The organism is Corynebacterium sp. ACRPE (assembly GCF_022347435.1).
Lineage (GTDB): Bacteria > Actinomycetota > Actinomycetes > Mycobacteriales > Mycobacteriaceae > Corynebacterium > Corynebacterium tuberculostearicum_D.
Genome location: NZ_JAKRNA010000008.1, coordinates 65,796 through 92,354 on the forward strand (window position 1 = coordinate 65,796; position 26,559 = coordinate 92,354).

Sequence of the window (26,559 nt, forward strand, 5' to 3'; positions counted from 1 at the left end):
AGTAAACACGCAGCACACAGCGGGCTTTCAGCTAGTTCAGCCGATGAACAAAAACCTGCCGATACTGTTGCGGAAGCCTGTCAGCCTGTCTAGTATTTGAAACGTCTTTGAACACACCAAGCTTGTTAGGAATCAAAAATGAAGCTTTTCTCCCGCAAGGCACTCGTTGCCGGCGCAACCGCTCTGTCCGTCGCTTTCGCAGGCACCACCGTTGCTACCGCTGCTGAGAAGGACAACGGCGCAGCTATCCAGAACGACGAGACCAACTCCTCCAGCGCCTCCGACTTCTTCGGTAACCTTTCTTCCGACACCACCACCGACAAGGATGGCAACGAGGTTCCGAAGACCAGCAAGCAGAAGGCTGACGAGGCAAAGGCTTGGATCGGCGTCGTCACCGCTGTTATCGGCGCCCTGGGCACCCTGTTCGCCTTCGCTAACAAGTACTTCGACCTGCCTATCGGCAACAAGTAAGGTCACCGCTTCATAGCGATTCTTAAGCCGCTGCTTCCCTTAGTGGAATGCAGCGGCTTTTTCGTTTGCACTTGGGCAAAGGAAGCCCACAAATCGTCTTTGCGCTCCTGGCTAAGCTGTCAAGTGCGCCCTAAGAGTCTTTAGCGTCTTCGATGTATTCGGACCCCACGAGGTCTTTAAAAAGCTCTGGGTCGATGGTTTGCCCCACCCTGATGACGGAGATGTGGCCCGTAGGCTCCAGGATCATTATCTGCACGTCTTCCATGCGGCTAATGCCGGCTCTACGAGCCGCCGAGTAGATATCCGATTCTGTAATGTGGGCCAGCGTCAGGTTATCTTCAACCATCTCACCGCTAAAGACTAAAAGGATGGGACGACGGTCCAGAAAGCGCGTCCACTTCACTACCTTGCGAATGGTACCGAAGGCAGCTTCGAGCGCCATCAGCGTGGTCAGGCCGATGACGCCGGCGGCAAGGGTCGGTGGATTGCCCACGATGACACGGCCCGCGACCGCGCCGAACATAATAATGATGATGGCATCTGAGGCCGTCATGGACGTAAGCACGCGAGAGCCAAATACCTTCACCAAAACCATGAAGGATAGGTAGATACCCAAAGTCGCCAGCACGACAACGGGAATACGGTGCCATTCAATACCCAGCTGATAAGTAATTTCGCGCAGGAAGAGTTCTAGAGTATCCACGACTGCTTAGGTTACCCGGCAGCCGCTAGACATACAGAAAAGGCGGAGCGTCGCTCCCCCGTTCAGGAAGAGCCGCTCCGCCTAGTGCTGTGCTGTCCTAGATGTGGAACTGCTTGCGCAGGTCCTCAATCATCTTGCGCGCTGGAGCAGGAAGAATCTGCGGGTTCATGCCCACAACCGCAACGCCAGCTACCAACGCTGCAACGATGGCGAATACTGCGCCACCCACGGAAGAGCCGTTGGAGGAGAAGGAAGAGCCCTTTGGCGCAGGCTTAGCTCCCGGCTTTTCGGAGCCCTCGCCGCTTACCTCGATAGGCAAAGTTGCCTTGGTGCCTGCGTCAGTGGTGATTTCGAGGTTCTGCTTGCCGCTCAGGTTCTCTGGAATGGTGAGCTTTACCGTTGCGCGACCGCGCTCACCAAATTGCGCATCGCCTTCCTGTGCGGCGTTGTCGATGTCTACGGTCTGCTCAGCGTCGCCCAGCTTCACGGTTGCCTTCTTCGCCATCGGCTCACCGTCGGTGGAGTAATTGAGGCTGGACAGGTTCACCGTGATTTCCTCACCCGGCTTCACGTCTCCCTCAATGTGTGCACCGATCTGGCCCTGGCCCGTGCGGACCTCCGATTCACCCGACTTGATGTAGTCGATCATGGCCTGAGTGTCCATGTAGCCCACATCGTTCTTGTCCTTGATGGAACCAGCGTTGAAGTAGCCGTCACCGCCTGCTTCTTCATCACTGGAAGCAAGGAAGGAAGACAGCGCAATGGAGTAATCCTTCTTCGGATCAATTGGCTCGCCATTGATAGTCACGGACTTTACGCGCTCGCCCTTGCCAGCCTTCTGGTCGTAGACCACCTGGACGTTATTGGAAATCCCCATGGCAAGGCGTGGAATGCTTCCCTCCTGCCACTGGTTTTCCAATGCCTTGATGAAATCTTCACCAGAAATCTTGGCGGTAATCACGGAGTTGCCAAAAGGCTGTACTTCAAAGATGTCCTTGTAGGTAACATCTCCGCCCTTTAGGTCGGCACGTACACCGCCGGCGTTCATAACACCGATTTCGATATCCTTGCCTACCTGCTCGCTCATGGCATAGCGTTGGCCTTCTGCGATGAAGTTATTGAGAGTGGATTCTACGCCATGGTTGGAACCAGCCTCTGCGCCTTCGTCAGAGCCACGGAACAGGTCTTGCTTCACATTGCCAGCTGTCTTAGAACCTTCAACCTCGGCTTCCTTCTGTGCCTTCTCAACGAGGTCCGCAATCTCGGCGTCCGGATCAACATCGGCAGCATCCGTAGCATCGTACTGGCTGAGTTTGATGTCGGTTACCTTCTTGGCGGACTTGTCAAAGGTGATGTCGACGTCGTTAAGCAGCTTGCCATACTCATGGCCCTCTGCCCACTGCAATGGAAGGGCACCTTCGCGGGGGATTTCGCCCTTGGTGCGCTGGTGAGTATCGCCGCCGAAGAGCACGTCTACGTCTTTATTGAAGCCCTCGGCATAGTCTTGGGCATCCTCGTGGAAGAGCGCGACGACGACGTCCGCCTCGCCAGATTCCTTCAGGCGGGTGGCCTCTTCATTCGTTGCCTTTACTGGGTCTGTGAAGGTAACGCCCGGGATCTTCGCCGCGGATACCTTGTACTTGGTATTTTCCGTCACGGTTCCGACATAACCCACTTTGACGCCGTCCACGTCTTCAACGTGAGAAGGCTCGAGCAAGGGTTGACCATCCTTAAGCACGTTTGCGCCCAGGATGGGGTACGTAGAGTTCGGCTGAATGCGCTCGGTGAGATCCTCGGTGCCCTTATCGAACTCGTGGTTACCCACTGCTGACACCTTCATGCCCATCTTGTTAAGGGCCTCGAGGGTGTACTTGTCATCAGAAATTGCAGATACGAAGGCGGAGCCACCCACGTTATCGCCCGAAGAAGTCAGGTTGAATTCCTGACCCTCATTTACCTGTTTAATGAGGGTCTGCAGGCGAGCTACGCCGATCTCATCGCCGGCCTTTGCTGGGTCACCAATCTTGTCCTCCAAGTGACCGTGAATATCGGTGATATTGGTGACGGAGATGGTGGTCTTGTTTTCCTGTGCCACCGCCTGCGCGCCGGAGAGAGCAACAGCGGAAACGGTAGTGGCGGCCACAAGCTGGCCGATGCGACGGAACTGCATTGAAGTACTCCTAGATAGTAGAAAGCGACAGGATAATTTATATCGCTTCATAATTTATATCGCTTCGCTAACTACTTGGCAGGAGAAATTAAGCCCGCTTGCTGGAGCTTTACCTTGCAGCAGCCAAGAATTCACACACAAGTAACCTCCCCGATGCCTTCGCGTTGCTTGCCCCGCCCCTCCTTGAGGGTAAGGAGAAAGCGCGCTAAGCAGTTACTCGGTAGACGTCGAAGACGCCTTCGGTATTGCGCAGTGTGGTCATCAGGGTTCCCAATTGCTTGGTGTCCGAAACGGAGAATGTGAACCTTACCGTCGCGATATGGTCATCGCCGCGATTCGAGTTCATGGTCAAAACGTTGATGTTCTGATCGCTCATTACCCGAGTGAGCTCCGAAAGGAGGCCCTGACGGTCGAGGGCTTCCAATTGCAGCGTCGCCGAGAAAGCGCCCGTTGCAGAGGTACCAGAAGACCAGGCCACCTCCAACATGCGCTCTGGTTCTGCCTTGAGCTTTTCCGCGTTTGTGCAATCGGCTCGGTGCACGGAGACTCCCCCGCCGCGGGTAACGAAGCCGAAAATGGCATCGCCCGGCACGGGCTGGCAGCACTTGGCGAGCTTTGCCATCACATCGGGGCTACCTTCCACCAAGATGCCTGTGCCCGATGCCGAGTCTTCGGTGTGTTGGGCACGGGAGTGCTCAATTTCAGACAGTGGCGTGCGCGAGGCCAGGGTGTCGATGGCATCATCTTGGTCGCCAAACATGGCAACCAATTGGTTGGCAACGTGTTGAGCAGATACGTGGCCCGCGCCGATGGCGGTGTACAGCGAATCGACATCGGTATAGTGCAGCTGTTCCGCTACCTGCTTCATGGAGCTGGCAGTAAACAGGCGGTGCATAGGCAGGCCACCGCGCTGGACTTCGGTAGCCAAGGCATCGCGGCCGGCTTCCAAGTGTTCTTCGCGGCGTTCCTTGGCAAACCACTGCCGCACCTTGGTCTTGGCGCGAGCGGACACCAGGAAATCCTGCCAATCGCGGGACGGACCAGCATTGGGATCCTTGGAGGTAAAGATTTCCACCTTGTCGCCGGATTTTAGCTTCGATTCGAGCGCGACTAGCTTGCCATTGACCTTGGCGCCTATACACCTGTGCCCGACCTCAGTATGTACTGCGTAGGCAAAGTCCACCGGAGTTGAACCGGCAGGCAGGTTCACCACATCGCCTTTCGGGGTAAAGGCGAAGATTTGCTTGGCGGTCAGGTCGTAGCGAAGCGAGTCGAGGAACTCGTTGGGATCGGCGGCTTCCTTCTGCCAGTCCAGAAGTTGGCGCATCCACGCCATCTGGTCCACTTCTTCCTGGTGGCCCGAGTTCTTGCCCTTGGTTTCTTTGTAGCGCCAGTGAGCAGCCACACCGAACTCAGCGTTGTAGTGCATCTCGTGGGTACGTACCTGGACCTCCAAGGTAGCGCCACCATCTGCCAGCACCGTGGTGTGCAGGGACTGGTACACGCCGAAACGTGGGGAGGAAATATAGTCCTTGAAGCGCCCGGGCAGAGCTTGGTAGATCGAGTGAACCACGCCAATTGCGGCATAACAGCTATTGACGTCCTCGACCAAGATGCGGATTCCTACGAGGTCGAAGATCTCCGCGAAGTCACGGCCGCGCACGATCATCTTTTGATAGATGGACCAGTAATGCTTTGGTCGGCCCATAACCTCGGCTTCAATGCCGTTTTCCTTCAGCGCCCCACTGACCTGGCTAATGATCTCCTTCAGTGCGCGGTCGCGGGAGGGGGCGCGATCTGCCACCATGCGCACGATCTCGTCGTACTTCTTCGGATACAAGATGGCAAAGGACAGATCTTCCAGCTCCCACTTCACGCTGGCCATGCCGAGGCGGTGAGCTAGCGGCGCGATAACCTCGAGGGTTTGCCGCGCCTTCTTAGCCTGTTTTTCGGGCGGGAGGAACCGCATGGTACGCATATTGTGCAGACGGTCGCTGACCTTGATGACCAGGACTCGGGGGTCGGTGGCCATGGCGACGATCATTTTACGAATGGTCTCGGCCTCTGCTGCCGAGCCTAGTGCCACCTTGTCCAGCTTGGTCACGCCATCGACCAAGCGAGCTACCTCGGGACCGAAATCCCAGGTGAGGTCCTCTAGCGAGTAGTCCGTATCCTCCACGGTGTCGTGCAGCAGTGCTGCGACGATGGTGGTGGTGTCCATACCGATCTCTGCCGCGATCGTCGCCACGGCGAGCGGGTGGGTGATATACGGTTCTCCGGATTTGCGAAAGACACCTTCATGGAGCCGCTCCGCGGTGTCATAGGCGCGATTGAGTAGATCAGCATCGGCCTTGGGGTGAAACTTGCGGTGGATGGACATCAACGGGTCCAGCACCGGATTTACCTTCACTCGGCCGCCGGTAAGCGAACGAGCTAGGCGAGCCGACATGCTGCGCATTCCGCCGCCGGACTGGCGCTTTACGGGTTTGTCCATCGCCAAATCTACCGCCCTTCACAGTGCCACGGGCCTTGTGGCCTCATGTCCATCTAGATCGTGGAATCTAGCTTAGGCATCCCATCTTAGTCTGTGGCATTCAACACAATGAGCGGCGGGCCGGATAAGCGCTCACGACCGTTGAGACCCTTGACTTCCAACACCACCACATTGCCAGCGACTTCGGCACCTGCGGACTCAAGCAAAAGCTTGGCACCGTGGAGGGTGCCACCGGTGGCCAAGACGTCGTCGACAAGCACTACGCGCTTGCCCTTGATGTCGACGCCGCTGGCTGGAATCTCCAGCGCCGCAGAGCCATACTCCAGCTCATATTCCTCGGTATATACCGGAGGGGGAAGCTTGCCCTTCTTGCGGATGGCCAGGATACCCAGGCCCATCTTGTAGGCGACGGCCGAGCCGAGGAGGAATCCACGGGCGTCTAGGCCGCCAATCATATCTGCGCCCAATTCCTCGCAGGCGGCCGCCAAGCCGTCCACTACGGTGCGAAATGCCTCTGGGTCCGCCAAGACTGGGGTGAGGTCCTCAAAGAGGATGCCCTCCTCTGGGAAGTCTTGAACGAGGCGAACCTTGTCCTTGAGTGCCTGTGCTGCTGATTCGTAGTGCGAGCTCATAATCTTCCTTGAGAAATTTTTGCGAGAGGTCGTTAACGGCCGCTGTGCGCGGCCTAGTTCTTTTCAGCTGGGGCGGTGCTGTGCCAGCGATCCATATTCCAACCGATGCCCGAGACGCCAGTGTACGGCAGGACACCTTCCACGTCGCGGCGGACGAGGAAGACCCGCGGCTGCGCTGAGAGAGGAATGGATGGAACATCCTTCCACAGAGCCTCTTCTGTCTTCTTCAGCTCCGCAGAGTTCTTCATGCTCGACTCCACAGTGGAATACTCCGTCTGGGGATCGACTGGGCCGAGAAAGGCATCGACGGTAGGCGCCCAGGTTTCCGGATCCATTTCCAAGTAGTGCTGGGACATGAACTCCGCAGACGCGTCCTCGATGGTGATACCGGCCGGCTCACAGGATGCACGAAGTTGTTCCACCATGGCGGCATAACGTTTATCCGGTCCCAAGTAGCCCACCTTGATAGTGGTCCCGTTGAGATCGCCGGCCTTGGCTAAATCGGTGCCCTGGTGATCCTTCCCCACCTTTTCTAGGCTGCCGGCAACTGGGTTGGTCGCGGAGACGGTACGCAGGTAAGCCGGTGGCACCTCCACACCGGAGGCCGCTGAGCTTGCTTGCGCAACCGCCTGCTGATCGACACAGGCCGCGAAGCTCTCGCGCGCCCACGGCTCCGCGAATACTCCAGCTTCAGATAGCGTGAGCGTATCCGTTAGCTCGCCGACCATTGGAGTGACCTCGTAGGGGGACTCCCCTGCCTCATCCTTCGTGCTGTCCAGCCAGTCAGGATTTTCGCTTGCGGCATCGACTACGCGCAACGCGCCTTTATCTGCGAGCTTCTGTGCATCAGCCTCCGAAGGCCAGACCACAACATGATCTTCCGCTGGGGCGTCTCCGAAGTACTTTTCGTTTGCTTTGAGAATGATCTCCCCTTCGTCGCCTACCTTGTCAATGACATAGGGTCCAAAGGAGACCTGCAGCTCGGGATCTAGTTGATCCTTGGCCACGGAGAAGCCATAGCGCCATTCCTTAGCAACCGGCGCAAGCGCCTGCATGTCTTCTACTGTCAGGGCGGCGTTGAGTTCCTCAATGCTCAACTCGGACTTCTTGGCCAGCGCATGGGCCGGCATGACCGTGCCGGCGCCAAACATGTGGCGCCAGCGCTGCCCCTGATCCTTGTTAAAAGTCAGGGTGAACGTTTTGCTTTGGGGCTCACAGCTAAAATCCGCGATGTCATTCATCAACGGCATATGGGAGGCAAATTCAGCTGGATGAGTACCGGCCACATACGCCAAAAAGTAGTCGTCACAGGTAACGGGGGTGCCATCGGAAAAGACGGCATCCTCCTCCAAAGTGAGCTGAACGCTGCGCTGGTCGCTGCCGGCAACGGGCGGAAGCTCTTCAGTTTCAACCAGATCCGCATTGGGGATTAATTCGCCAGAGGGGCCGGGCACGAAAAGGCCCGGATAAAGCCGCGTAGACAGCAGTCCGGCGGAGGTAGCATCACCAAAAGACGTGCCAGCATTAGTGGTGGCCAAGCGGGAATTTACCTGGTAGCCAAAGTATCCATAGGATTCTGGCTCCTGGGGAGCACTAGGCGAGTCCTCTTCGCCGCCCTGCCCGCTACAAGCAGAAGCAGCTAGAGCTAGAGCTGAAACGCACGAAGCAACGACTTTCCTTGCCCAGTGATGTTCGCTAGAACTGCTCTTTGATTTAAGCACCGTAATTTGCCCTCACTTCAGCTACAATTCCGCCAAAAATTTTACTACCGGAGGTTACCGGCCCGGGCGCCAAGTTGCGCCCGGGTGTCCAGTGGACTCGGACAGATCATCTTCGATCTCGGCCGGGGTGGACTTTGCGCTCACTGGTGAGACCACGGTGCGACCAGAGGATGCTGTGCCAGATTCTGCCGCGGCATTCTCGTCCTTGCCAGCACGGTAGTCCGCGACCCGCTTGTTGTGACGCTTGATCTTCTTGGACATGTTGGCGAGGGTCACGACCAGCGGCGTAGCAAAGAAGATGGAGGAGAAAATGCCTTCGACCACGCCAATGAGCTGGATGAGCGCCAAATCGCGGAGGGTACCGATACCCATGAGCCATACAGCCACCACGAAGAGCGCGATGATAGGCAGCGCAGAAATTACAGAGGTAGAAATCGAGCGCATGACGGTCTGGTTAATTGCCAAGTTTGTCAGCTCAGCATAGGTCTTCTTGCGCTGGCCTTCGAGGCCTTCCGTGTTCTCGTTGATCTTGTCAAAGACGATGACCGAGTCATACATGGAGAAGGTCAGGACGGTAAGCAGACCAATGATGACGGCCGGAGAAACTTCGAAGCCAAACAGGGCGTAGATACCGGCAATGATCACGCCGTCTGCAATCAGCGCGATAATCGCGGCAAAAGCCATGTTCTTCTGCAAGCGAATGGCCACGTAAACGGTCGCGGCTACCAAAAAGACCAGCATGGCAATGAGCATGCGCTGGGTAATAGAAGAACCCCAGGATTCAGAAACCGTGGACGAGCCAATGGCATCCGGGGTGGCCTTGCCGTTTTCATCCTTCGGCTGGAAGTTGTCATAGATAGCCGCGCGGGCCGCATTCACGTCCTCTTGGCTCAAGCGCTCAGAAACGATTTCCAAAGTCTCGGAGTCGCCGGCACCCACAATGTGAACCTGCTCGGGTTCTACACCGGTGGCGTCTTCGAAGACCTGGCTTACCTGGTCTTCCTTGAGGTCGCCTGCCGGCATCGACAACGTGGTGCCACCTTCGAAGTCAATCGAGAGTGAGAAACCACGAATGAGGATCGCGGCCACTGCGGCCACGATCAATGCGGCGGTGATGCCGTACCACAGCTTGGTGCGGCCAATGAAGTCATAACCGCGCTCGTCCTCGTAGAGGCGGTCCATCCGGGAAATCTTGTGCTTAGTCGAAACAGCCATGCTTATTTCTCCTCATCTTCCGCAGCATCTACGGGACGTGCGGTTCCTGCGGCAGAATCTCCTGCCGTTTCTTTGGTGGCTGACTCTTTAGCGCCGGAGGCTTCAGCAGAGCTTGCTTGACGATGTCCCGAGCCAAAGTAGCCGCGTTCACGGCGCTCTTCCACCAGTGCGTAGATTCCGCCGAGGCCATTCATCGAAGGTTTAGCGGCAGCCGGACGGCGCCCGACCATCTGCATCAGCGGCGCCATGACCAGGAAGGATACGACCAAGTCGAAGACCGTGGTCAGACCCATGGTAAAGGCGAAGCCCTTTACCTCACCGATAGCGAGGAAGTAGACCACAACAGAGCCAATCAGGGTGACCGCGTTACCGGTCACAATGGTCGCACGAGCGCGCTCCCACGCCTTTTGCGTAGCAGAGCGGAAGGTGCGTCCCTCGAGAAGCTCGTCCTTGATGCGCTCGTAGTAGACCACGAAGGAGTCAGCGGTTGCGCCCACACCGATAACCAGACCGGCGATGCCGGAAAGGTCCAGCGAGTAACCGATCCAGCGGCCCAGCAGAACCAGGGAGCCATAGGTCAGTACGCCAGAGGCAATGAGGAAGATGAGGGATACACCGGCCAGCGCGCGGAAGTAGTACAGCGAGTAGGCCATCACGAGTACCAGGCCAACGAGGCCTGCAATGAGGCCGGCCTGCAGAGCGGCCTTGCCCAGTGTTGGCGGAATGGACTCTACGGTGCCACCCGGCTCGCCATTTTCACCGGCGAAGGACAACGGCAGTGCGCCATACTTCAGGTTATTTGCCAGGTTTTGTGCCTCTTCCTGGCTAAAGTCACCAGTAATGGAGGTGGCAGAGCCTACCGGGGTAGCGCCCTGGATAACTGGTGCGGAAATAACCGCAGAGTCAAGCGTGATGGCAACCTGGTCCTTAAGGTGTTCCTGGGTCAGGTCCGCCCAGGTCTGCGAACCGTTCGGACCATCACCGGTCTTGAAGGAGAAGTTGATCTCCATCTGGCCGGACTGACCGTTAAGGCCGCCTTCGATCGGAGAATTGGTATCGATCTCGTTGCCAGTGAGGCGAGTGCCGTTTTCGTCCTTGATGCCATTGAGAAGCGGTGCTGGCTCCAGAACGTACGGGTTGCCGTTGGAGTAGTCACAGGTAACAAATGGCTTGGCAGGATCGTCGGCTCCGGCCAGGGGATCGCTACTGCCCTGGCAGGTCATCAGCCCAGAGGCTGCAGCCTGGGTGGTCGGGTCCTCGGACTGACGGTCCTTCAGGAGCATCTCCGTGACTTCATCACGGCGCTTAGTCTGCTCAATGGAGTTGCTTGGCTGCTCAAGCGGCTTGGCGCTGACCTTAGGAGCCTTCTGTTTCTTTGGCTCCTTGCCAGTCATCTGTGCTTCTTGCTGAGCGATGGACTGGGTCATCTGTTCCATCTGCTTATTGGCCTCGTCTGCGCTGAGTACGTCGTACTTCACCCAGCGATTGGCCATATCTTCCAGCACCTTATTGAGCTTTTCCATATCCGGCATGGAGGGCTTAGCCACCGGACGGAAGAACAGCTGCGAGGTCTGGCCCACGGCCTGTGCCTGGGAGGCGTCTTCACCTGGCACGGTAATGACCAGGGTATTGCCGTTGATGACAACCTCAGAACCAGAAACACCCATGCCGTTAACACGCTGTTCCAAAATGTTGCGTGCTTGCTTGAGCTGGTCTTGGGTGGGTTCCTCGCCTTGCGGCGCCAGCGTTACGCGGGTACCGCCCTGCAAGTCGATGCCAAGCTTTGGGGTGCTTTGACGGCTACCAGTTAAAAAGATAAGCGCATAGATAACAACCACAATGAGCACGAAGAGCGCGAGCGCGCGCTTCGGCCATTGGCGTTTGCTATTTTTCATAGCGCCACGGGTTTTTGCGGACAACGATAATCTCCTGTGCTGCTTATAACAGGGTGTTTAAACATTAAATACGGCCCCGCCACATGGCGCAGGCACGTCAACAACGCACAATCGTACGTCATCAGGCGGAGTTTTCCTTAACGAGGGCCAGATAAGGCCCAAAGTGTGATGGGGTCTACGCTCCGCGAAGTCCCCACCTACCAAGCAAACATTAAGGTAAATCTTAGGAAATGGCGGGCTACTTCTCCTCGCCGTCAAACGGAGGGTACTTCTCATCAGGCAGGTTATCTGCCGCATCGTTCTTCTCTTCCCCAGCAGCGGGACGCGCCAGGTCATTGGCCTCTTGTTCGGTGCGAATCACGGCCATCTTGTCAAAAGTAACCACCACACCAGGGGCGATTTCTAGATCCACATCCTTGTCGCCAGTGCTGCGCACCACGCCGTGCACGCCGCCTGCCGTAACGATGGCGTCGCCCGGCTGCAGGGAATTCTGGAGGGCCTGCATCTCATTTTGGCGCTGGCGCTGCTTTCGCATGGCCATAAACGAGGGAACGACGAAGAGGATGCCAATAATGATGAGAATGATGATTTCCATAGCACCCTAGTGTGCCAGACGGCGGTGTGCACAGAAACCCCAAGGGGGCATCGCCAAGCAGGCTAGCCCCTGAATTAAAACAGCCCGGCCGCGCCCTCCGGCGGGGTAAGCCCCAGGTGCCGCCATGCTGCAGCGGTAGCTACGCGGCCGCGTCCAGTGCGCGCAACCATCCCGGCACGCACCAGGTAAGGCTCACACACCTCCTCCACCGTCGAGGGCTCCTCGCCCACTGCGATGGCCAGTGTGCTCACGCCAACCGGTCCGCCGCCGTGTCCCTTAATCAAGGCATTGAGCACCGCCCGGTCGAGGCGGTCAAGTCCCATGTCATCTACGTCAAAGACTTCGAGCGCTCCTTGGGCCGCACTGAGATCAATCAGGCCGGTGCCATTGACCTCGGCATAGTCTCGAACGCGGCGCAGCAAACGGTTAGCAATACGCGGGGTTCCGCGCGACCGAGAGCCAATTTCTACCGCCGCATCGTGGTCAATTTCCACGTCCAAGATGTGGGCGGCGCGCTTGATCACTTGCGTGAGATCAGCCGTGTCGTAGTACTCCATCTGCGCGGTGAAACCGAAGCGGTCGCGCAATGGGCCGGTGAGCATGCCGGCGCGCGTAGTCGCGCCGACCAGGGTAAAAGGCGGGATCTCTAGCGGAATAGAAGTAGCACCAGGCCCCTTGCCCACAATGACGTCAATGCGGAAGTCCTCCATTGCCATGTACAGCATTTCTTCTGCTGGCCGGGCAATGCGGTGGATCTCATCGATGAACAGGACATCGCCTTCCATTAGGTTGGAAAGCATTGCGGCCAAATCACCGGCGCGCTCCAAAGCGGGCCCGGAAGTCATACGCAGCGAGGTCCCCAGCTCCTGGGAAATAATCATCGCCATTGTGGTCTTGCCCAGGCCCGGCGGCCCTGAAAGCAAAACGTGGTCGGGCGTCACCCCACGGTTCTTTGCCCCCTTAAGCACAAGGGAGAGCTGCTCGCGCACCTTGGGTTGGCCGATGAACTCCTCGAGCGACTTTGGACGCAAGGAGCGTTCAATATCATGCTCCTCGGAGTGTGCGGTGGCATCCACATCGCTATTGCGTTGGGTGGCGTGCGCGGCGTCGACGCCCTCAGGGAGATTGAACTCGGTGCGCTCAATATCGGACATATTTTTCAGCCTTCCTGCCGGTTATTTCTTCTTGCCCAGCTGCGCCAACGCTGCACGCAAAAGAGTGGACGTATCGGCATCGGGATTTTCCGCGTAGGCAGATTCCACCACGGGACGCGCTGCCTTATCGGTAAACCCGAGGCCAATGAGCGCCTCAGTCACGCTTTCTACCACGGCACCACCGTTCGGCGCGACGGCGGTATCAACGGAGCCTGCGGCGGCGGGCTCGCTTGGCGCAAAGGCCGCTACCTTATCTTTCAGCTCCAGCGCCAAGCGTTGGGCCATCCGCTTGCCGACGCCCGGGATAGACTGCAGTGCCTTCACATCTTCCCCGCCAATTGCCGCCGCAAGCTCCCCTGCCCCCATGACCGACAGCGCCGCCAAGGCAAGTTTAGGCCCTAGGCCGGACACGGATTGCAGCACATGGAACATCTCGCGATCCTCATCAGCGCTAAAGCCATAGAGAGTCAGAGAATCTTCCTTGACCACCAAGTTGGTCAGAACCCTGGCTTGTTCTCCGCGGCGCAAGGTGCCCAGCGTTTTTGGGGTAGCTAAAAATTTGTACCCCACGCCTGCACAGTCGATAACCCCATGGTCGAGTCCAATATGGATTACCTCTCCACGCAGTGCAGCAATCATTGGCTTCTTATCCTTCCACTCTCAGTAAAATTCCTAGCGCTTCTTGCCCTGGCCGCGCACGCCGCTGGTCTTAGCACCAAGCCCGAGACCGGTATGGTCCATCCGCACAATGGCCGGGGCACGCCAACAGTGGCACACTGCCAACGCAAGAGCGTCGGCGGCGTCGGCAGGCTTGGGTGGTTCAGTCAACCCCAGAATACGGGTAATCATGGTGGTCATCTGCTTCTTATCTGCACGTCCGTTACCAGAGATGGCCTTTTTCACCTCGGACGGGGTGTACATGTACACCGGAATATCGCGTTCGGCGGCAGCTAGCACCAGCACGCCTACGACGTGGGCCGTTTGCATGACTGTGGACACCTGACCGCGTTCGAAGACGCGCTCGATCGCAACCACATCTGGCGAATAGTCATCCATCCACTCTTTCGCCGCCACCGAAAGGCGCAGGAGGCGCTCCGTCAAGTCCTTATCGCTAGGGGTGCGCACCACGCCGACAGAAACGGGAAGGATTGCTCGGCCACGACCAGCCTGAACCACGGAAAGTCCGCAGCGCGTCAAGCCTGGGTCAATCCCCATCACGCGCATTCCTTCTAGGTTCATCTCTCCCCCATTGTCATGTTGGCACCACTGAGCACCGCCTACTGCCCCATTATGGACTACACACAGGTGTTCTACAAGCGTAGCATCCAGCTTTCGCATAACGAAGCGCCGGCAACGTCTCCTGGGCTATACCCACGGAGCGCTACCGGCGCTAAGAGCCGTCCTTGCGGCGAGGTGGTTAGTCCTCGTTCAGCTCGGCTAGAACTTCATCGGAGAGATCCATATTGGTGTAGACGTTTTGCACATCGTCGGAGTCTTCCAAGGCGTCGATGAGGCGGAAAATCTTCTTGGCGTCATTGGCCTCCAGCGGTACCTCGACAGACGCACGGAAGTCATTGTCGGAGTCATCGACCTGAATATCGGCGTCCTTGAGCGCGTCCTTGACTGCCTGCACGTCCGTCGGCGCGCAAACAATCTCAAACTTCTCACCCTGGTCCTTGACCTCTTCCGCGCCTGCTTCCAGCACGGCCATCAAGACGTCATCCTCCGTCAGCTCGCCCTTTTCTACCAAGACGTAGCCGGTACGGGTGAACATGTAGGCCACAGAGCCGGACTCACCCAAGTTGCCGCCGTTCTTGGACATCGCGGTACGCACGTCGGTTGCCGCACGGTTGCGGTTATCCGTAAGGCACTCAATGAGCATGGCTACGCCGTTGGGGCCGTAGCCCTCGTACATGATGGTTTCCCAGTCAGCGCCGCCGGCTTCTTCACCGGAACCGCGCTTGCGAGCACGCTCAATGTTGTCATTGGGGACGGAGGCCTTCTTGGCCTTCTTGATCATGTCATCAAGTGTTGGGTTAGCCGCTGGGTCACCACCGCCGGTACGAGCCGCCACTTCGATGTTCTTGATCAGCTTGGCAAATTCCTTGCCACGCTTGGCATCGTTGGCAGCCTTCTTATGCTTGGTAGTTGCCCATTTCGAGTGGCCTGACATGTAGTCCCTTTCTAATCGGGTGCTGAAACTGGTGGCAATTATACGTGTGCTGCACGAATGCGTGAAAGCGACCCCCTTATAAGCGGGACGTTCTTATACGTTGTGCCAATTGCCATGGGCAGAGCCGCTGCCCAAATTTTCATCTAAGTAACGTGTAAGCCCCTCTTGATTCACCAACGCCACCAATTCACCCTGCTCGGTAAAAATCTTGCCACGCGCAACCGCCGTTGCATTCGACGCCGTGGGTGATACCTGCTCATATAGCAACCACTCATCCACGCGGAATGGGCGCAGGAACCATATCGCATGGTCAAGGCTAGCCAATTGCACCTTTTCTCCCTGATGCGGAATAAGGGCCGAGCGAATCAGCGTCATATCAGACATATAGGTCAGCGCCGCACGGTGAAAGGCAGAATCCGCTGGGAGGTGACCTGTGTTGCGGAACCAGATATGCCGATAGCCGGCACCGGTGTGCTCTGCAGCCACCGGATCGCGGCCCTCTTCCGACACGAGGCGAATATCCCACTCCTCCCACTCTTTGAGGATAATCCTGGTGGAGTACGGGACTCCGCCGCCCATCCGAGCTACCTCATCGGGCCCTGGCACCTCTGGCGCAGGATCCTGATGCTGCGGGCCGCGATCCCCGTCGCGATGGAAACTAGCCATAAGAGTAAAAAGGAGCACATGTCCCTGGTAGACGCGTATCTGCCGGTTGGCGAATGATTTCCCCTCCCGAATGCGTTCGACCCGGATTTCAATTGGCCGGCTCACATCGCCAGGGCCTACAAAGTAACCATGCAGGGAGTGGATGTCTTTGCCAGACACAGTGCGCTGGGCTGCGGCCACTGCTTGAGCAGCAATCTGTCCGCCGAAGGTACGCTCAATCCGCGACTCCACAGCAGGGCCTCTAAACACATCGGCCAAATTCGTTTCCTCGACGGCCAGAATCTCGCGAATGGATGCCATCTGCACACTCCCTATGTCTGACGTCACTTCTCCCAGCGTTTGCCGTCCACACTACTCACTGGACGAGCCGTCAGTTTCCTTTTCAAATCCGTCCCCCACTTCTGGGCGCAAAAGTGGAGGAATTTTCTAAAAGAAACTATGTCCGCTACCGAAGTAAGCGCGCATTGAATAAAGTCTTTCGAGTGAAACGCATCGCTTCTGTTCCAGCAGTATGGATTGGGTGGGTCATCGCCCGCCTTGTCCTTATTTACCTACTCAAGATTAACCACAATCCCAGGGGCGATGTCGCATATTATTTTGCTGGACGCTTTGGCGATGACCCGACAAAGATGACCGAATACCCTCACGCGGGCACGTGGCCCACGGTGCTTTTGGGGTGGCTCACCGGTGAGAATATCACCGCATTCTATATCGGCTTCACCATCATGACCCTGCTAGTGGACGCCGCCTTTTTAGCCCTCCTTCTGCGTCACCACGCGACTCAACCGCGCAGTTTCCAGGCCGCCTGGTTCTGGGTCCTCTTTGGCACCGCAGCTGGCCACACCTTTGTGTGGCGTCTCGATATATTCCCCGCCCTAGCCGTTGCCGGGGCGGCTGCCCTTCTAGCAACCCGCCCGCTCATCGCCTCGGCGGTACTGGGCTTTGCCACCACGATGAAGCTTTGGCCGGGAGTCATCGCTGCCGGCTTAGTGGGCCGCTTCAACAGATCCGCAACCTGGCAGCGCCTCCTTGCCTTCTTCTGCACCATCGTCGCGGTCTGCACCGTCACGATTGCCGCCTCCGGTACCGACCGCCTGCTTTCACCGCTGAGTTATCAGGGCGTGCGCGGTCTCCAGTTGGAGTCCATCCCGGCGACGTTCCTGTTGTTGCAGGCACATCGTACTCCAGGGCGCTGGCACCTGGGCTACGCCCCGTCCAAGAGCTTTGAGATTTCCGGGCCTGGCGTAGATACCGCAATGACCTGGAGCACGATTGCCACCATTGCCATGCTCGTTTTCGCAGTGGGCTGGGCGCTGTACCGGCTGTGTGCCGGCGGGTGGACCACCCGCACAACCATGGCGTTTTTTACGGTCATGGTCCTACTGCTCATTGCGACCAATAAGGTTTTCTCCCCGCAATACATCGTCTGGCTGGGCCCCGTGCTTGCCGTGGTGATCCGCCAGCGCCTGCCGCAAGGATTCGCCTCCGTGCGGATATTCCAAGCCTTGTTAGCGTCCTGCACCATTATCGCCGCCGTGCTGGGCACCTTGGTCTACCCATTCAACTATGACTACATCTGGAACCACGTGGGCGAGAACATGTTCGCCGTCTACCTATTGGTAGCCCGCAATATCCTCATCGTTGCCATGGCCTTCATCGGGCTCATCTGGTTTGGTGTCGAGGTGGCCCTGACTTCAAAGATCGAGCGGGTGCAGATGCAGCAGCGACAGACGTCTTCCTCCCCTACGGATGGCGCGGCTGCTAGCACCGAGGCGAAGCCGGTATTCCGCCGCCGACGCGGCCGGCACGCACTTGCGTCCTAAATCTTGAGGTAGAACTGCTGCCTACTCGGCCAGCATATAATCAAAATATTCCGGCAGTTTTGCGGTGCCACCCAGATGAAAGAGGCGTACCGCAGGGCGCAGGCGCAGCGCGCGAGTGTCGCTGACCGCCTCGTTGTAGAAGCGGTGGGCAAGTTGGATGCGGCCCTCGGCGTCGGCAAGCGCGGCAGGGCGACGGTCCGCGGGAAACTCCCGCACGATGGCGGCAGATAGTTCCCGCTCGGCCATCGTGCGCGGTTCAAAGTGGCCTTGATAGAGCTCGGTAGACTCTGCTCGCTGAGCTAGCGCCGCAAGCGATGGTGCGACCGCCGCTGTTACCGCTGCCCTGCGGTCAAGTGCCGCCTGCAGCTGGGCCAGCGAGGCATCAGTGCGGATGTGCAGCGAGTTAAGCCGCTGGGCGGTAAAAAGCGCCCACAAACCTACGATGATAAGTAGGAAGAGGACTAGGGCGATTTCAATGGCCATCAACGCTTTACCCTCACCTTGGTGCCGTCTTGGACAGTCTCGTAGACCTGCATCACGGCCGCCGCTACATGGTCCCAGTCATAGGTGCTGGCGCGTTGGACGCCATTGCGCACCAACTGGGCCCGATACTCGGCGTCATCAAGCACCTCGTTGAGGACGCGAGCCAGATCCTCGCTGTCTTCGTTGCGGAACAGCGCGCCGGCAACCTCGTCGGAATCGGCATTGCACACCGCACGGAAAGCCTCGAGGTCAGAAGCAACAACAGCCGCGCCGGCCGCCATGGCCTCTACCAGCACGATGCCGAAGCTTTCGCCGCCGGTATTTGGGGCCACGTAGACATCGGCACGGCCCAGGATTTCCGCCTTTTCGGCATCGCTGACCCGGCCGACAAAATCCACGCCCTCGACCTCGCGGGCGCGACCACCGCCCATGATGGTCACGCGGATATCGTGGTGTACTTGGCGCAGCGCGCTCAGCAGGATATCGAGGCCCTTACGCGGTTCATCCAACCGCCCCAAGAAGACAACTTCCAGGGGATCGCCGGGGGCCTTAGCCGGGCTGCGGCGCCGAGCCTGCGCGTAAACCGACGTATCCACGCCGTTGGGAATAAGGACCGGGTCTCCGCCCAATTGCTCCACCTGCCACCGCCGCGCCATATCGGATACCGCGATGCCACCCCGGATCTTTTCCAAGAAGGGAACGAGGAAAGGTTTGGCCAAGGTCAACACCAGGGAGCTAGACGCGGAAGCGTGATACGTCGCCACCAGTGGGCCTTGGGCCACGGCCAGCGCGGTCATGGAAAAGCTCGGGGAGTTGGGCTCATGGATGTGCAAGACATCGAAGTCGCCCTCCTTGATGAATTGCTTTACCTTGCGCGTGACGTGGGGTCCCACGGACAGGCGCGCCACCGACCCGTTATACGCAATGGGGAAGGCCGGCCCTCCCTTGACTACGAAATCCGGCAACTGGGTGGATTCCGCAGCGGGGCCAATGACCTGTACGTGGTGTCCTTGCTCAATAAAGACTGTCGCTAGATCAAGGATATGGGCTTGAACTCCGCCTGGTTCATCGAAGGAGTAGGGGCATACGATTCCTATGCGCACTAGCTCTCCCCTTCCTGCGATGGCCCGGTGTGGCGGGCATTGCGGGCTTCTTTGCCCGCCCGCGCTTGCCGACGCCTCTCTATGTCCACATTCCACTGCGGCTGCAGCATATGCCAATCCTCTGGGTGGCGGCGGATATTGGCAGCGAAGCCATCGGCCATGCGCTGAGCTGTCTCCTGCAGATCCGTTACCTCGAGCTCAGGAGACACAGAGAGCCCCCAGCCCTCGCCTTCAAACCACGAGTGCACCACGTGCAGGGCGGCGCCGGTCTCTAGGGCAAGCTGTGCGGGACCGGCGGCCATATTGGCCTCTTCGCCCATGAAATCCACGGTAACGCCGCTTCGGGTCAGGTCGCGCTCAGCCAGCAGGCAGACCACGCCACCGGCTTCCAGCACCTCTTTGAGGCGGGCAAAAGGCGAGGATTCGCCGCCTGTGAGGGGAAGAACCTCAAAGCCCAGGGTTTCGCGGTAGTCCACAAAGGCGTCGAAAAGCACTGCGGGCTTAAGGCGCTCCGCAACGGTGGTGAACTGGCCATAATGGCCGACGAGGAAGACGCCCGCCATGTCCCAATTCCCGGAATGCGGCAACGCCAAAATGGTGCCTCGGCCGGATTGAGCCGAAGCATCAAAATGCTCGAGGCCTTCCAAGCCGCTGAGCAAGCGCTCATGCAACCCGGCATCGCCGTGGATGGCTGGCAGGCGGAACGCCTCCATCCAATAGCGCATATAGGAGCGCACGGAATCGCGCACCAACCCGCGGGTAACGTTTTCCGGGCCCACCACTCGCGCTAGGTTGCGGCGCAAGCCCTCCATTCCGCGACCGTTGCTACTTGCGTAGTCCGCACCCCAGCGAAAAAGCGTGCGCGCTATGGGCTCGGGCAGACGGCGCACCACCTTCCACCCCGCGAGGTACCCCGCCGCGGAGAGGTCTTCTTTGTCCCACATGGTGTCACAACCTCCTGGTTTTAGGTGGTGCAGTATGAGCTACTGCTGCTCCTGGCGGGCAGCGATAACCATCCGCTGGCACACGGTAAAGATGGAGCCAACGGCCAAGATCCACAGCGCTACCTCAATGGCATGCGGTACACCGAGGCCCTCGAGGCCAATGCCGCCCAGGCCCAAAATAAGCCGCTCGGGACGCTCGATCAGGCCGCCGACCATCTTGAATCCGGACGCTTCTCCCCTAGCCTTGATATAGGAAATGACCTGGGAGCATACCAAGGTGACAAAGCACGCAATGACCGTGATGCGGGAAGAATCCGCAGAATAAATCAGCCACCATGCAATAGCACTAAACAATGCACCGTCGGTGATGCGATCACAGGACGCATCCAAGGTCGCGCCAAAGGCAGTAGCCTTGCCGGTCAAGCGCGCCATGGTGCCATCGAGCATGTCGAAAGCGGCGAAGAGGCCGGACAAAACGGCAGCGGAAAAGAGGTGGCCGGTAGGAATGAGGATCACCGAAATCGCAATGGTGACTATGGTGCCCACAACCGTGACCACATTCGGGGTCAGGCCTAGCTTCAAAAAGGCCTTGGCTATAGGTTCCACCACCACGGCGGCGGGCTTTCGCCCATGCACGCTAAGCACGCGAATCCTCCTCTTCCATCTCGCGCCATCCTTCTGCCAGCACGCGGCGCGTGTCCTGCAGAAGCTGCGGTAATACCTTAGTCCCATCGAGGACAGTCATAAAGTTACTATCCCCGGGCCACCTTGGCACCACATGCAGGTGCAGGTGATCTCCTACCGAGCCGCCCGAAGCGCGACCCAGGTTGAGCCCTACGTTTATGGCTTCTGGGCGTGAAACCCGCTTGAGCACCCGGACGGCCTTTTGCGCGAAGGCCATCAACTCCTGAGATTCCTCTTGCGTGAGGTTCTCCAGCTGCGATTCCTTGCGATACGGCACCACCATGAGGTGCCCGGCGTTATACGGAAACAGGTTCAACAATGCATAGACGGTCTTGCCGCGAGCAATGATGAGCCCGTCCTCGTCGCTGCGCTGTGGGGCTTCCACGAAGGGGTCTTTAGAGCGCTTGGCAATATAGGCCATGCGATAAGGTGCCCATAACCGCTCAAGACGGTCCGGCTCGCCAGCACCTGAGTCAACGAAGGCCTCCGCCACCGCTTGGTTTTCAGCGACGGCGGAGCTGTCAGTTTCGTGTGTCTCTTTAGCGTCGGGCACTGATGAGCTCTTCGGTCGGCTGCTCGTTGTTGCGCTCTGCCACCCATGCGGCGATGAGCTCCACGGCTTCCTTTACCGGCACACCATTGACCTGGGTGCCATCGAGGAAGCGGAAGGACACGGCATCAGCTTCTACGTCGCGCGCGCCAGCCACCAGCATGAACGGAACCTTACCGGTGGTGTGGTTGCGAATCTTCTTCTGCATGCGGTCATCAGAGGTATCCACATCGGCGCGGATACCCTTCCGACGCAGCTGGGCGGCAACCTCTTCGAGGTGCGGGGAGAATTCATCAGCCACCGGAATGCCCACCACTTGGTGCGGTGCCAGCCATGCTGGGAAGGCACCGGCGTAGTGCTCCAGCAGGACGCCGAAGAATCGCTCGATGGAGCCGAAGAGCGCACGGTGAATCATGATTGGGCGCTTCTTAGTGCCGTCCGACGCGGTGTATTCCAGCTCGAAGCGCTCCGGCAGGTTGAAGTCCAACTGAACGGTAGACATCTGCCAGGTACGGCCGATGGCGTCGCGCGCCTGCACAGAAATCTTCGGGCCGTAGAAGGCTGCACCTGCGGGATCCGGAACCAGCTCCAAGCCGGACTTTTCTGCGACCGACTGCAAGATAGAAGTGGAGCGCTCCCAGATCTCATCAGAACCAACGAACTTATTCGGGTCCTTGGTAGAAAGCTCCAGGTAGAAGTCAGACAGGCCGTAGTCCTTCAGCAAGGAAATGATGAAGTCGAGGACCTTGGTCAGCTCTTCTTCCAGCTGCTCTTCGGTGCAGTAGATGTGGGCATCGTCCTGGGTAAAGCCGCGGGCACGGGTCAGACCGTGGACCACGCCAGACTTTTCGTAACGGTAGACGGTACCGAACTCAAACAGACGCAGCGGAAGCTCGCGGTAGGAACGACCACGGGATGCAAAAATCAGGTTATGCATCGGGCAGTTCATAGGCTTGGCGTAGTAGTCCTGCGGCTCCTTGACGGTATTGCCCTCTTCGTCATACTCGCCATCGAGCTGCATCGGCGGGAACATGCCGTCGGCGTAGAAGTCCAGGTGGCCAGACTTCTTGAATAGGTCACCCTTGGTGATATGCGGGGTGTTAACAAAGGAGTACCCAGCCTGGACGTGGCGGTTGCGAGAGTGGTTTTCCATCTCCATGCGCACGGTCGCGCCATTCGGGTGGAATACCGGGAAGCCGGAGCCAATCTCATCCGGGAAGGAGAAGAGATCTAGTTCCTGACCCAGGCGGCGGTGGTCGCGCTTTTCAGCCTCTTCCACCATGGTCTGGTAGGCCTCCAGCGCCTCCTTGGACTCAAAAGCGGTGCCGTAAATGCGCTGCAGGCCAGCCTTGGACTGGTCGCCGCGCCAGTAGGCGGCAGAAGAACGGGTCAGCGTGAAGGCCGGGATGTACTTGGTGGTTGGCACGTGCGGGCCGCGGCAGAGATCGAACCACTCTACTTCCCCGGTGCGCGGGTTGACGTTGTCATAGTGGGTGAGATCGCCGGAACCGACTTCTGCGGCCTCGTCGGAGTCAGGGTCAACGTTGCCCTTGTCTTGGACCAGCTCGAGCTTGAAAGGTTCCTCGGCGAGGGCCTTTTCCGCTTCCTCAGCAGATTCGTAGACGTGGCGCTCGAAACGCTGGCCGCCCTTGATGATCTTCTTCATGCGCTTTTCAATCGCCTTGAGATCTTCCGGCGTGAAAGGCTCGGCGGTCTGGAAATCGAAGTAGAAGCCATTCTCAATGGCCGGGCCGATGCCCAGCTTGGTGCCGGGGAATTCGGCCTGCACGGCCTGGGCCATAACGTGGCCGCAGGAGTGGCGGATGACGGCGCGGCCGTCTTCCTCGCTGGCGGCAACCGGGGTAAAGGTGGACTCCGTGTCTGGGGTGTGCGACAAATCAAAGAGAGTGCCGTCCTCACCGCGAACGACTACGACAGCCTCAGGGCCCTTATTAGGAAGGTTGAGCTCTCGCATTGCTGCGCCCACGGCCTGGCCGGCGGGCACGGTGAAGGAATCGTAATTGACCGGTACTGCGGGGATGAGTTCCGCCATAATCGCGCTCCTTTATGCGCTCGTGCGTCGGCGGCATACCTGGCCGCGTCCGCTATTTAAATTTACGGATAGCCATTCTACAACCCCGCATGCTCACAGAGCGATTTTGCCCACCATGATTCACGTCCATCGGCGGCAAGGGTGCCCGGCGGACAGAAATACATAGCGGAGCCAATATGGGTGAGCCATTCATTCATTAGGTCGGATTCATCCAAGCGGGCCTGGATAGGCTCAAATTGCTGGGTTGGATCCTGCTGGTAGCAGATAAAAACCTGTCCAATATTGGATAGCTGCCCGTCCTTGCCATCGGGAGCTAGCTCATAGTTATACGGGCGGCGTAGGATGCGCTGCTCTGGGTGGTCAGCGGGCGGGGCGGCCACGGCCATGTGCGAGTTCTTATCGATAACCGGCAGTCCATAGTCATCTACCGCATCGAAGTCCGCAGCGTCGAATTCATCCTTACCGGTAAGCGGGGCGCCGGTATCGAGCTTGCGGCCGATAGCGTTCTCGCGGGAAGAGCGATCCAGCTTTTCCCATGTATCCACGTTCATGCGGATGCGGCGCACCACCATCGCCGTTCCCCCATTGGCCCACTGCGGGCCCTTATCAATCCACACCTGGGCTGCGAAGTCCTCCTCGCTGCGTGGGTTTACAGTGCCGTCCTTTTGCCCAAACATATTGCGCGCGGTGGCGCCCTTTTCCTGGCTGCCATAGGCGTTAATAAAGCCCTGCTGCAACCACTTCACGCTGGCATAGTGCTCGCCTGCGCGCACCATGTGCCGCAGGGCGTAGGTATTCATCAGTGGGTCATCGCAGCAGATTTGCAGGACGAGATCGCTTTGACCCCACTTATCTTCCAGCTCATCGCGCTCATAGGGGCGTACATCTCCCAGCCACCGTGGCTTGTCCACTCCGAGCAGGTTAAAAACCTCTTCGCCTAGACCGCAGGTGATAGTCAGGTTGGCAGGCTGTTGCACCATTTCTGGCTCCAGCGTGCCCAGCGGCGCCTCCCCCGTGCACAGCGCGCGGGCATCCTCGGTCCACAGCTTCATGAGGCTGGCAAACCCCCGCTTGTCGACGCCCCTTTTAAGGTCAAACCCCACCAAATTCAGGTGGGCCTGCGCTGCGGTAGCGATACCCGCTTGATGGTCGCCGTCGAATGCCACGAGGGCGTCGGCAAGCGCCGGCCGATCCGTTGCCTGAGCATCCGGGGAAGAACCCTGGTCATTACAGCTAGCCAACGCGAAGGCGCTGGTCGATACCGCAGCGCCGGTAAGAAATCCCCTTCTGCTGAATCCAGACATAACTAGTGGTCGTGGCCTTCCTTATTGTGGGACATATCTCCGTGCTCCATGTGGGACATTTCGTGGCCCTTCATATCGCCGTAATCCTCATTCCCAGCAGGCATGCTACGCGTTTGGATCTCGCCCAGATCGAACTCTTCGCCGCCCTCTAGTTCCACTTTGAGGTCAAGGGATTCGCCGGGAGCGATGTGGTTTTCCATGTCCATGAGCATGAAGTGGTCACCACCAGGTGCCAGCTCGTGGGACTCGTCGGCTTTGACTACTAGTGGGCTCGACATTTCCTGCATCTTGCCATCGACAGTCTCATGCATCTGGTTCACCTTGGCATTGAGGCTGGTGGAAAAACCGGTGATAGCGATGTCCTTATCGGTATGGTTCACCAAGGTGCCAAAAATAGCAGTCATGTCCTTGTCCTCATTGGCGCGCACGACAGCATCCTCAAAGGTCAGTTCTTTAGATTCCGCAGCGGAGGATGTTTCCCCGACACTAGTGGAAGCATCCACCTTCGACTCGGTGGAATCATTTTGGTTTTGCGGTGAGCAACCTGCCAGGGCGAGGCCGGCCACAGTGAAGCCCACAAGGGCGATGCTAGAAATCTTGGACATTATTTTTCACCTTCCGAATCAATGCGACGAGACTTGGCAATAAATAGGGCAGCTACTGCGGCAATTGCCAAAACGCCGCCCACACCCAGGATGATTTTCAGCGCGGTCGGCAGGCCCTCATCCTCATCCTGGGACGATGATTCAGCAGCAGCTGCCTCGGTGCTCTCGGTGGGGTCACCTTTGACAGAAAATTCCACACCGCCGCGGGTAGCGTGTCCGTCCGAAGACGTGATCTGGAAACCCACCTGGTAATTACCCGGCCCAGGATGGACATCCGCAGGGGTCTCAATGGTGAGATCCCGCTCATGGAGCTTTGGTTCCTGGCTAAAAAGTTTCTCACCAGTATCCGCGTTGGTCACGGCAAAGGTATTGAAGTCTTCTTTGGGGATGCCAGAAAACTCGAGGGTGATTTCCTTAGGGAACTCATCGAGTTGGTCGCCGTCTTTGACCGAACCGCCAATAACGGAGTCGTGCGCGAATGCGGCCGGCATCGACCCGCCCAGAACCAGTGCTGCAGTGCCGACTGCTGCCGCCGTGCGGCGCAGCCAAGGTACGCGGTAGCCCATAGATAGCTCCTTTTGTGTTGAAAATGCACAAGTTGAATTGTCAGACATACTAGCCCCGCGACTTGCCAGAGCGGCAATCACAAAAGCAGAGCGTCGAGACATATGTCGGCTTGAACTGGGATCGAGTTCCACCTTCGCAATAAAAAGAGGTATTTATCACTATGTAAGGCAAGTTGACTCAATTCGAACGGGCCCTACCTTAGGAGCTCTCCATTTGTCGGGCATTAAAAAACGGACCAGAAGCCATCAGGGCAAAAATAACCAAGGTGGTGCCTACGCCGATAAGCGCCAAAGGCCACGCCGCGTTGCCGCTGCCGTCACCCGCATCTGCCGCATTAAGGCCCGCAAAGAAAAGAACAGTCCCAGAAACAAAAGACGCGAAGCCGCAAGCTCCAAGCAATAGCGGTACCACTAATGCGCGTAACATCTTTCCTGGGTTAAGGGTCAAAAAGTGTGTCCGGAATCGCGGATTTTCACGGATTGACCTGTAGGTTTCCGGAAAGTATATGCTCCGGAAGCATATATCTAGCCCCCGACGGGAAATCCTCGGTGTGG

At 58.2% G+C, this 26,559-nt stretch carries 25 protein-coding genes; 2 read left to right on the top strand and 23 right to left on the bottom strand.

The genetic code is table 11. The annotated features are described in order from the left end of the window. Positions 1 to 138: 138 nt before the first annotated feature. Positions 139 to 471 carry a hypothetical protein gene (locus MHY13_RS05865; protein ID WP_239282307.1) on the top strand — a complete coding sequence of 111 codons (333 nt, stop codon included), beginning with the start codon at positions 139 to 141 and terminating at the stop codon, positions 469 to 471. A 130-nt stretch (positions 472 to 601) separates the two neighbouring features. On the opposite strand, the gene MHY13_RS05870 is transcribed toward MHY13_RS05865, so the two are convergent. The 13 genes from MHY13_RS05870 to MHY13_RS05930 form a co-directional block, all read right to left on the bottom strand. Next, the gene (locus tag MHY13_RS05870; protein WP_239282308.1) at positions 602 to 1,174 is read right to left on the bottom strand and encodes a YetF domain-containing protein; all 573 of its coding nucleotides are present in this window, start codon (positions 1,172 to 1,174) and stop codon (positions 602 to 604) included. A 97-nt stretch (positions 1,175 to 1,271) separates the two neighbouring features. Beyond that, positions 1,272 to 3,344 carry a bifunctional UDP-sugar hydrolase/5'-nucleotidase gene (locus tag MHY13_RS05875; RefSeq protein WP_239282310.1) on the bottom strand — a complete coding sequence of 691 codons (2,073 nt, stop codon included), beginning with the start codon at positions 3,342 to 3,344 and terminating at the stop codon, positions 1,272 to 1,274. A gap of 205 nt (positions 3,345 to 3,549) precedes the next feature. Further along, complete coding sequence (locus tag MHY13_RS05880; RefSeq protein WP_239282312.1) at positions 3,550 to 5,838, bottom strand: bifunctional (p)ppGpp synthetase/guanosine-3',5'-bis(diphosphate) 3'-pyrophosphohydrolase; 2,289 nt, start codon at positions 5,836 to 5,838, stop codon at positions 3,550 to 3,552. Between the two features lie 86 nt (positions 5,839 to 5,924). Further along, the gene (locus tag MHY13_RS05885) at positions 5,925 to 6,470 is read right to left on the bottom strand and encodes an adenine phosphoribosyltransferase (protein WP_005324978.1); all 546 of its coding nucleotides are present in this window, start codon (positions 6,468 to 6,470) and stop codon (positions 5,925 to 5,927) included. A 53-nt stretch (positions 6,471 to 6,523) separates the two neighbouring features. Beyond that, the gene (locus MHY13_RS05890; protein ID WP_239282314.1) at positions 6,524 to 8,008 is read right to left on the bottom strand and encodes an ABC transporter substrate-binding protein; all 1,485 of its coding nucleotides are present in this window, start codon (positions 8,006 to 8,008) and stop codon (positions 6,524 to 6,526) included. A gap of 237 nt (positions 8,009 to 8,245) precedes the next feature. Then, positions 8,246 to 9,406: a protein translocase subunit SecF gene (gene secF / locus MHY13_RS05895; RefSeq protein ID WP_239282316.1), complete on the bottom strand. Its 1,161-nt coding sequence runs from the start codon at positions 9,404 to 9,406 to the stop codon at positions 8,246 to 8,248. A 2-nt stretch (positions 9,407 to 9,408) separates the two neighbouring features. After that, positions 9,409 to 11,301 carry a protein translocase subunit SecD gene (secD, locus tag MHY13_RS05900; protein ID WP_239282318.1) on the bottom strand — a complete coding sequence of 631 codons (1,893 nt, stop codon included), beginning with the start codon at positions 11,299 to 11,301 and terminating at the stop codon, positions 9,409 to 9,411. Positions 11,302 to 11,539: 238 nt separating this feature from the next. Next, positions 11,540 to 11,896 carry a preprotein translocase subunit YajC gene (gene yajC, locus MHY13_RS05905; RefSeq protein ID WP_204608833.1) on the bottom strand — a complete coding sequence of 119 codons (357 nt, stop codon included), beginning with the start codon at positions 11,894 to 11,896 and terminating at the stop codon, positions 11,540 to 11,542. A gap of 74 nt (positions 11,897 to 11,970) precedes the next feature. Continuing rightward, positions 11,971 to 13,050, bottom strand: a complete 1,080-nt coding sequence (gene ruvB / locus MHY13_RS05910; protein ID WP_179386579.1) for a Holliday junction branch migration DNA helicase RuvB — start codon at positions 13,048 to 13,050, stop codon at positions 11,971 to 11,973. Between the two features lie 21 nt (positions 13,051 to 13,071). After that, a complete protein-coding gene (gene ruvA / locus MHY13_RS05915) occupies positions 13,072 to 13,689 on the bottom strand; it encodes a Holliday junction branch migration protein RuvA (RefSeq protein WP_239235225.1) in 618 nt (205 codons plus the stop codon). A 33-nt stretch (positions 13,690 to 13,722) separates the two neighbouring features. Continuing rightward, complete coding sequence (gene ruvC / locus MHY13_RS05920; RefSeq protein WP_040425252.1) at positions 13,723 to 14,289, bottom strand: crossover junction endodeoxyribonuclease RuvC; 567 nt, start codon at positions 14,287 to 14,289, stop codon at positions 13,723 to 13,725. Between the two features lie 178 nt (positions 14,290 to 14,467). Next, the gene (locus MHY13_RS05925) at positions 14,468 to 15,223 is read right to left on the bottom strand and encodes a YebC/PmpR family DNA-binding transcriptional regulator (protein ID WP_150851185.1); all 756 of its coding nucleotides are present in this window, start codon (positions 15,221 to 15,223) and stop codon (positions 14,468 to 14,470) included. Positions 15,224 to 15,316: 93 nt separating this feature from the next. After that, entirely contained in the window at positions 15,317 to 16,189 is an 873-nt protein-coding gene (locus MHY13_RS05930) for an acyl-CoA thioesterase II (RefSeq protein WP_239282320.1), read from the bottom strand. 182 nt (positions 16,190 to 16,371) lie between these two features. Here MHY13_RS05930 and MHY13_RS05935 point away from each other — a divergent pair, with 182 nt between their 5' ends. Then, positions 16,372 to 17,712, top strand: a complete 1,341-nt coding sequence (locus MHY13_RS05935; RefSeq protein ID WP_239282322.1) for a DUF2029 domain-containing protein — start codon at positions 16,372 to 16,374, stop codon at positions 17,710 to 17,712. Positions 17,713 to 17,733: 21 nt separating this feature from the next. Here the strand turns inward: MHY13_RS05935 and MHY13_RS05940 are convergent, their stop codons facing one another. The 10 genes from MHY13_RS05940 to MHY13_RS05985 all read right to left on the bottom strand — a co-directional run. Beyond that, positions 17,734 to 18,195 (bottom strand): hypothetical protein, encoded by a 462-nt coding sequence (locus MHY13_RS05940; RefSeq protein WP_239282324.1) that lies wholly within the window; start codon positions 18,193 to 18,195, stop codon positions 17,734 to 17,736. After that, a complete protein-coding gene (locus tag MHY13_RS05945; protein WP_239282326.1) occupies positions 18,195 to 19,298 on the bottom strand; it encodes a glycosyltransferase family 4 protein in 1,104 nt (367 codons plus the stop codon). Before MHY13_RS05945 ends, MHY13_RS05940 begins: the two co-directional genes overlap by 1 nt. Next, positions 19,298 to 20,242 carry a phosphatidylinositol mannoside acyltransferase gene (locus tag MHY13_RS05950; RefSeq protein WP_239282328.1) on the bottom strand — a complete coding sequence of 315 codons (945 nt, stop codon included), beginning with the start codon at positions 20,240 to 20,242 and terminating at the stop codon, positions 19,298 to 19,300. Before MHY13_RS05950 ends, MHY13_RS05945 begins: the two co-directional genes overlap by 1 nt. Positions 20,243 to 20,281: 39 nt before the next feature. Further along, positions 20,282 to 20,887, bottom strand: a complete 606-nt coding sequence (pgsA, locus tag MHY13_RS05955) for a phosphatidylinositol phosphate synthase (protein ID WP_239192140.1) — start codon at positions 20,885 to 20,887, stop codon at positions 20,282 to 20,284. After that, entirely contained in the window at positions 20,880 to 21,419 is a 540-nt protein-coding gene (locus MHY13_RS05960) for an HIT domain-containing protein (RefSeq protein ID WP_239282340.1), read from the bottom strand. The genes pgsA and MHY13_RS05960 overlap by 8 nt, the downstream gene beginning before the upstream one ends. Before the next feature lie 46 nt (positions 21,420 to 21,465). Then, a complete protein-coding gene (thrS, locus tag MHY13_RS05965) occupies positions 21,466 to 23,529 on the bottom strand; it encodes a threonine--tRNA ligase (protein ID WP_239282330.1) in 2,064 nt (687 codons plus the stop codon). 77 nt (positions 23,530 to 23,606) lie between these two features. Further along, a complete protein-coding gene (locus MHY13_RS05970) occupies positions 23,607 to 24,833 on the bottom strand; it encodes a Dyp-type peroxidase (protein WP_239282332.1) in 1,227 nt (408 codons plus the stop codon). Between the two features lie 2 nt (positions 24,834 to 24,835). Further along, the gene (locus MHY13_RS05975; RefSeq protein ID WP_239192163.1) at positions 24,836 to 25,438 is read right to left on the bottom strand and encodes a copper chaperone PCu(A)C; all 603 of its coding nucleotides are present in this window, start codon (positions 25,436 to 25,438) and stop codon (positions 24,836 to 24,838) included. Further along, positions 25,438 to 26,004, bottom strand: a complete 567-nt coding sequence (locus MHY13_RS05980; RefSeq protein WP_239235213.1) for a copper resistance protein CopC — start codon at positions 26,002 to 26,004, stop codon at positions 25,438 to 25,440. The genes MHY13_RS05975 and MHY13_RS05980 overlap by 1 nt, the downstream gene beginning before the upstream one ends. A 199-nt stretch (positions 26,005 to 26,203) precedes the next feature. Then, a partial coding sequence (locus MHY13_RS05985; RefSeq protein WP_239282334.1) for a hypothetical protein occupies positions 26,204 to 26,559 on the bottom strand: 356 nt, incomplete at its 5' end.

Excerpts from the sequence above, each read along its gene's own strand:
- ruvA (WP_239235225.1), bottom strand. The coding sequence starts at position 13,689 with ATGATTGCTGCACTGCGTGGAGAGGTAATCCATATTGGACTCGACCAT.
- MHY13_RS05925 (WP_150851185.1), bottom strand. The coding sequence starts at position 15,223 with ATGTCAGGCCACTCGAAATGGGCAACTACCAAGCATAAGAAGGCTGCC.
- MHY13_RS05950 (WP_239282328.1), bottom strand. The coding sequence starts at position 20,242 with ATGTGGGACAAAGAAGACCTCTCCGCGGCGGGGTACCTCGCGGGGTGG.
- MHY13_RS05880 (WP_239282312.1), bottom strand. The coding sequence starts at position 5,838 with ATGGACAAACCCGTAAAGCGCCAGTCCGGCGGCGGAATGCGCAGCATG.
- MHY13_RS05970 (WP_239282332.1), bottom strand. The coding sequence starts at position 24,833 with ATGTCTGGATTCAGCAGAAGGGGATTTCTTACCGGCGCTGCGGTATCG.
- MHY13_RS05940 (WP_239282324.1), bottom strand. The coding sequence starts at position 18,195 with ATGGCCATTGAAATCGCCCTAGTCCTCTTCCTACTTATCATCGTAGGT.
- MHY13_RS05875 (WP_239282310.1), bottom strand. The coding sequence starts at position 3,344 with ATGCAGTTCCGTCGCATCGGCCAGCTTGTGGCCGCCACTACCGTTTCC.
- ruvB (WP_179386579.1), bottom strand. The coding sequence starts at position 13,050 with ATGTCCGATATTGAGCGCACCGAGTTCAATCTCCCTGAGGGCGTCGAC.
- yajC (WP_204608833.1), bottom strand. The coding sequence starts at position 11,896 with ATGGAAATCATCATTCTCATCATTATTGGCATCCTCTTCGTCGTTCCC.
- MHY13_RS05930 (WP_239282320.1), bottom strand. The coding sequence starts at position 16,189 with ATGGCATCCATTCGCGAGATTCTGGCCGTCGAGGAAACGAATTTGGCC.
- secF (WP_239282316.1), bottom strand. The coding sequence starts at position 9,406 with ATGGCTGTTTCGACTAAGCACAAGATTTCCCGGATGGACCGCCTCTAC.
- MHY13_RS05980 (WP_239235213.1), bottom strand. The coding sequence starts at position 26,004 with ATGGGCTACCGCGTACCTTGGCTGCGCCGCACGGCGGCAGCAGTCGGC.
- ruvC (WP_040425252.1), bottom strand. The coding sequence starts at position 14,289 with ATGAACCTAGAAGGAATGCGCGTGATGGGGATTGACCCAGGCTTGACG.
- MHY13_RS05885 (WP_005324978.1), bottom strand. The coding sequence starts at position 6,470 with ATGAGCTCGCACTACGAATCAGCAGCACAGGCACTCAAGGACAAGGTT.
- thrS (WP_239282330.1), bottom strand. The coding sequence starts at position 23,529 with ATGGCGGAACTCATCCCCGCAGTACCGGTCAATTACGATTCCTTCACC.
- secD (WP_239282318.1), bottom strand. The coding sequence starts at position 11,301 with ATGAAAAATAGCAAACGCCAATGGCCGAAGCGCGCGCTCGCGCTCTTC.
- MHY13_RS05975 (WP_239192163.1), bottom strand. The coding sequence starts at position 25,438 with ATGTCCAAGATTTCTAGCATCGCCCTTGTGGGCTTCACTGTGGCCGGC.
- MHY13_RS05865 (WP_239282307.1), top strand. The coding sequence starts at position 139 with ATGAAGCTTTTCTCCCGCAAGGCACTCGTTGCCGGCGCAACCGCTCTG.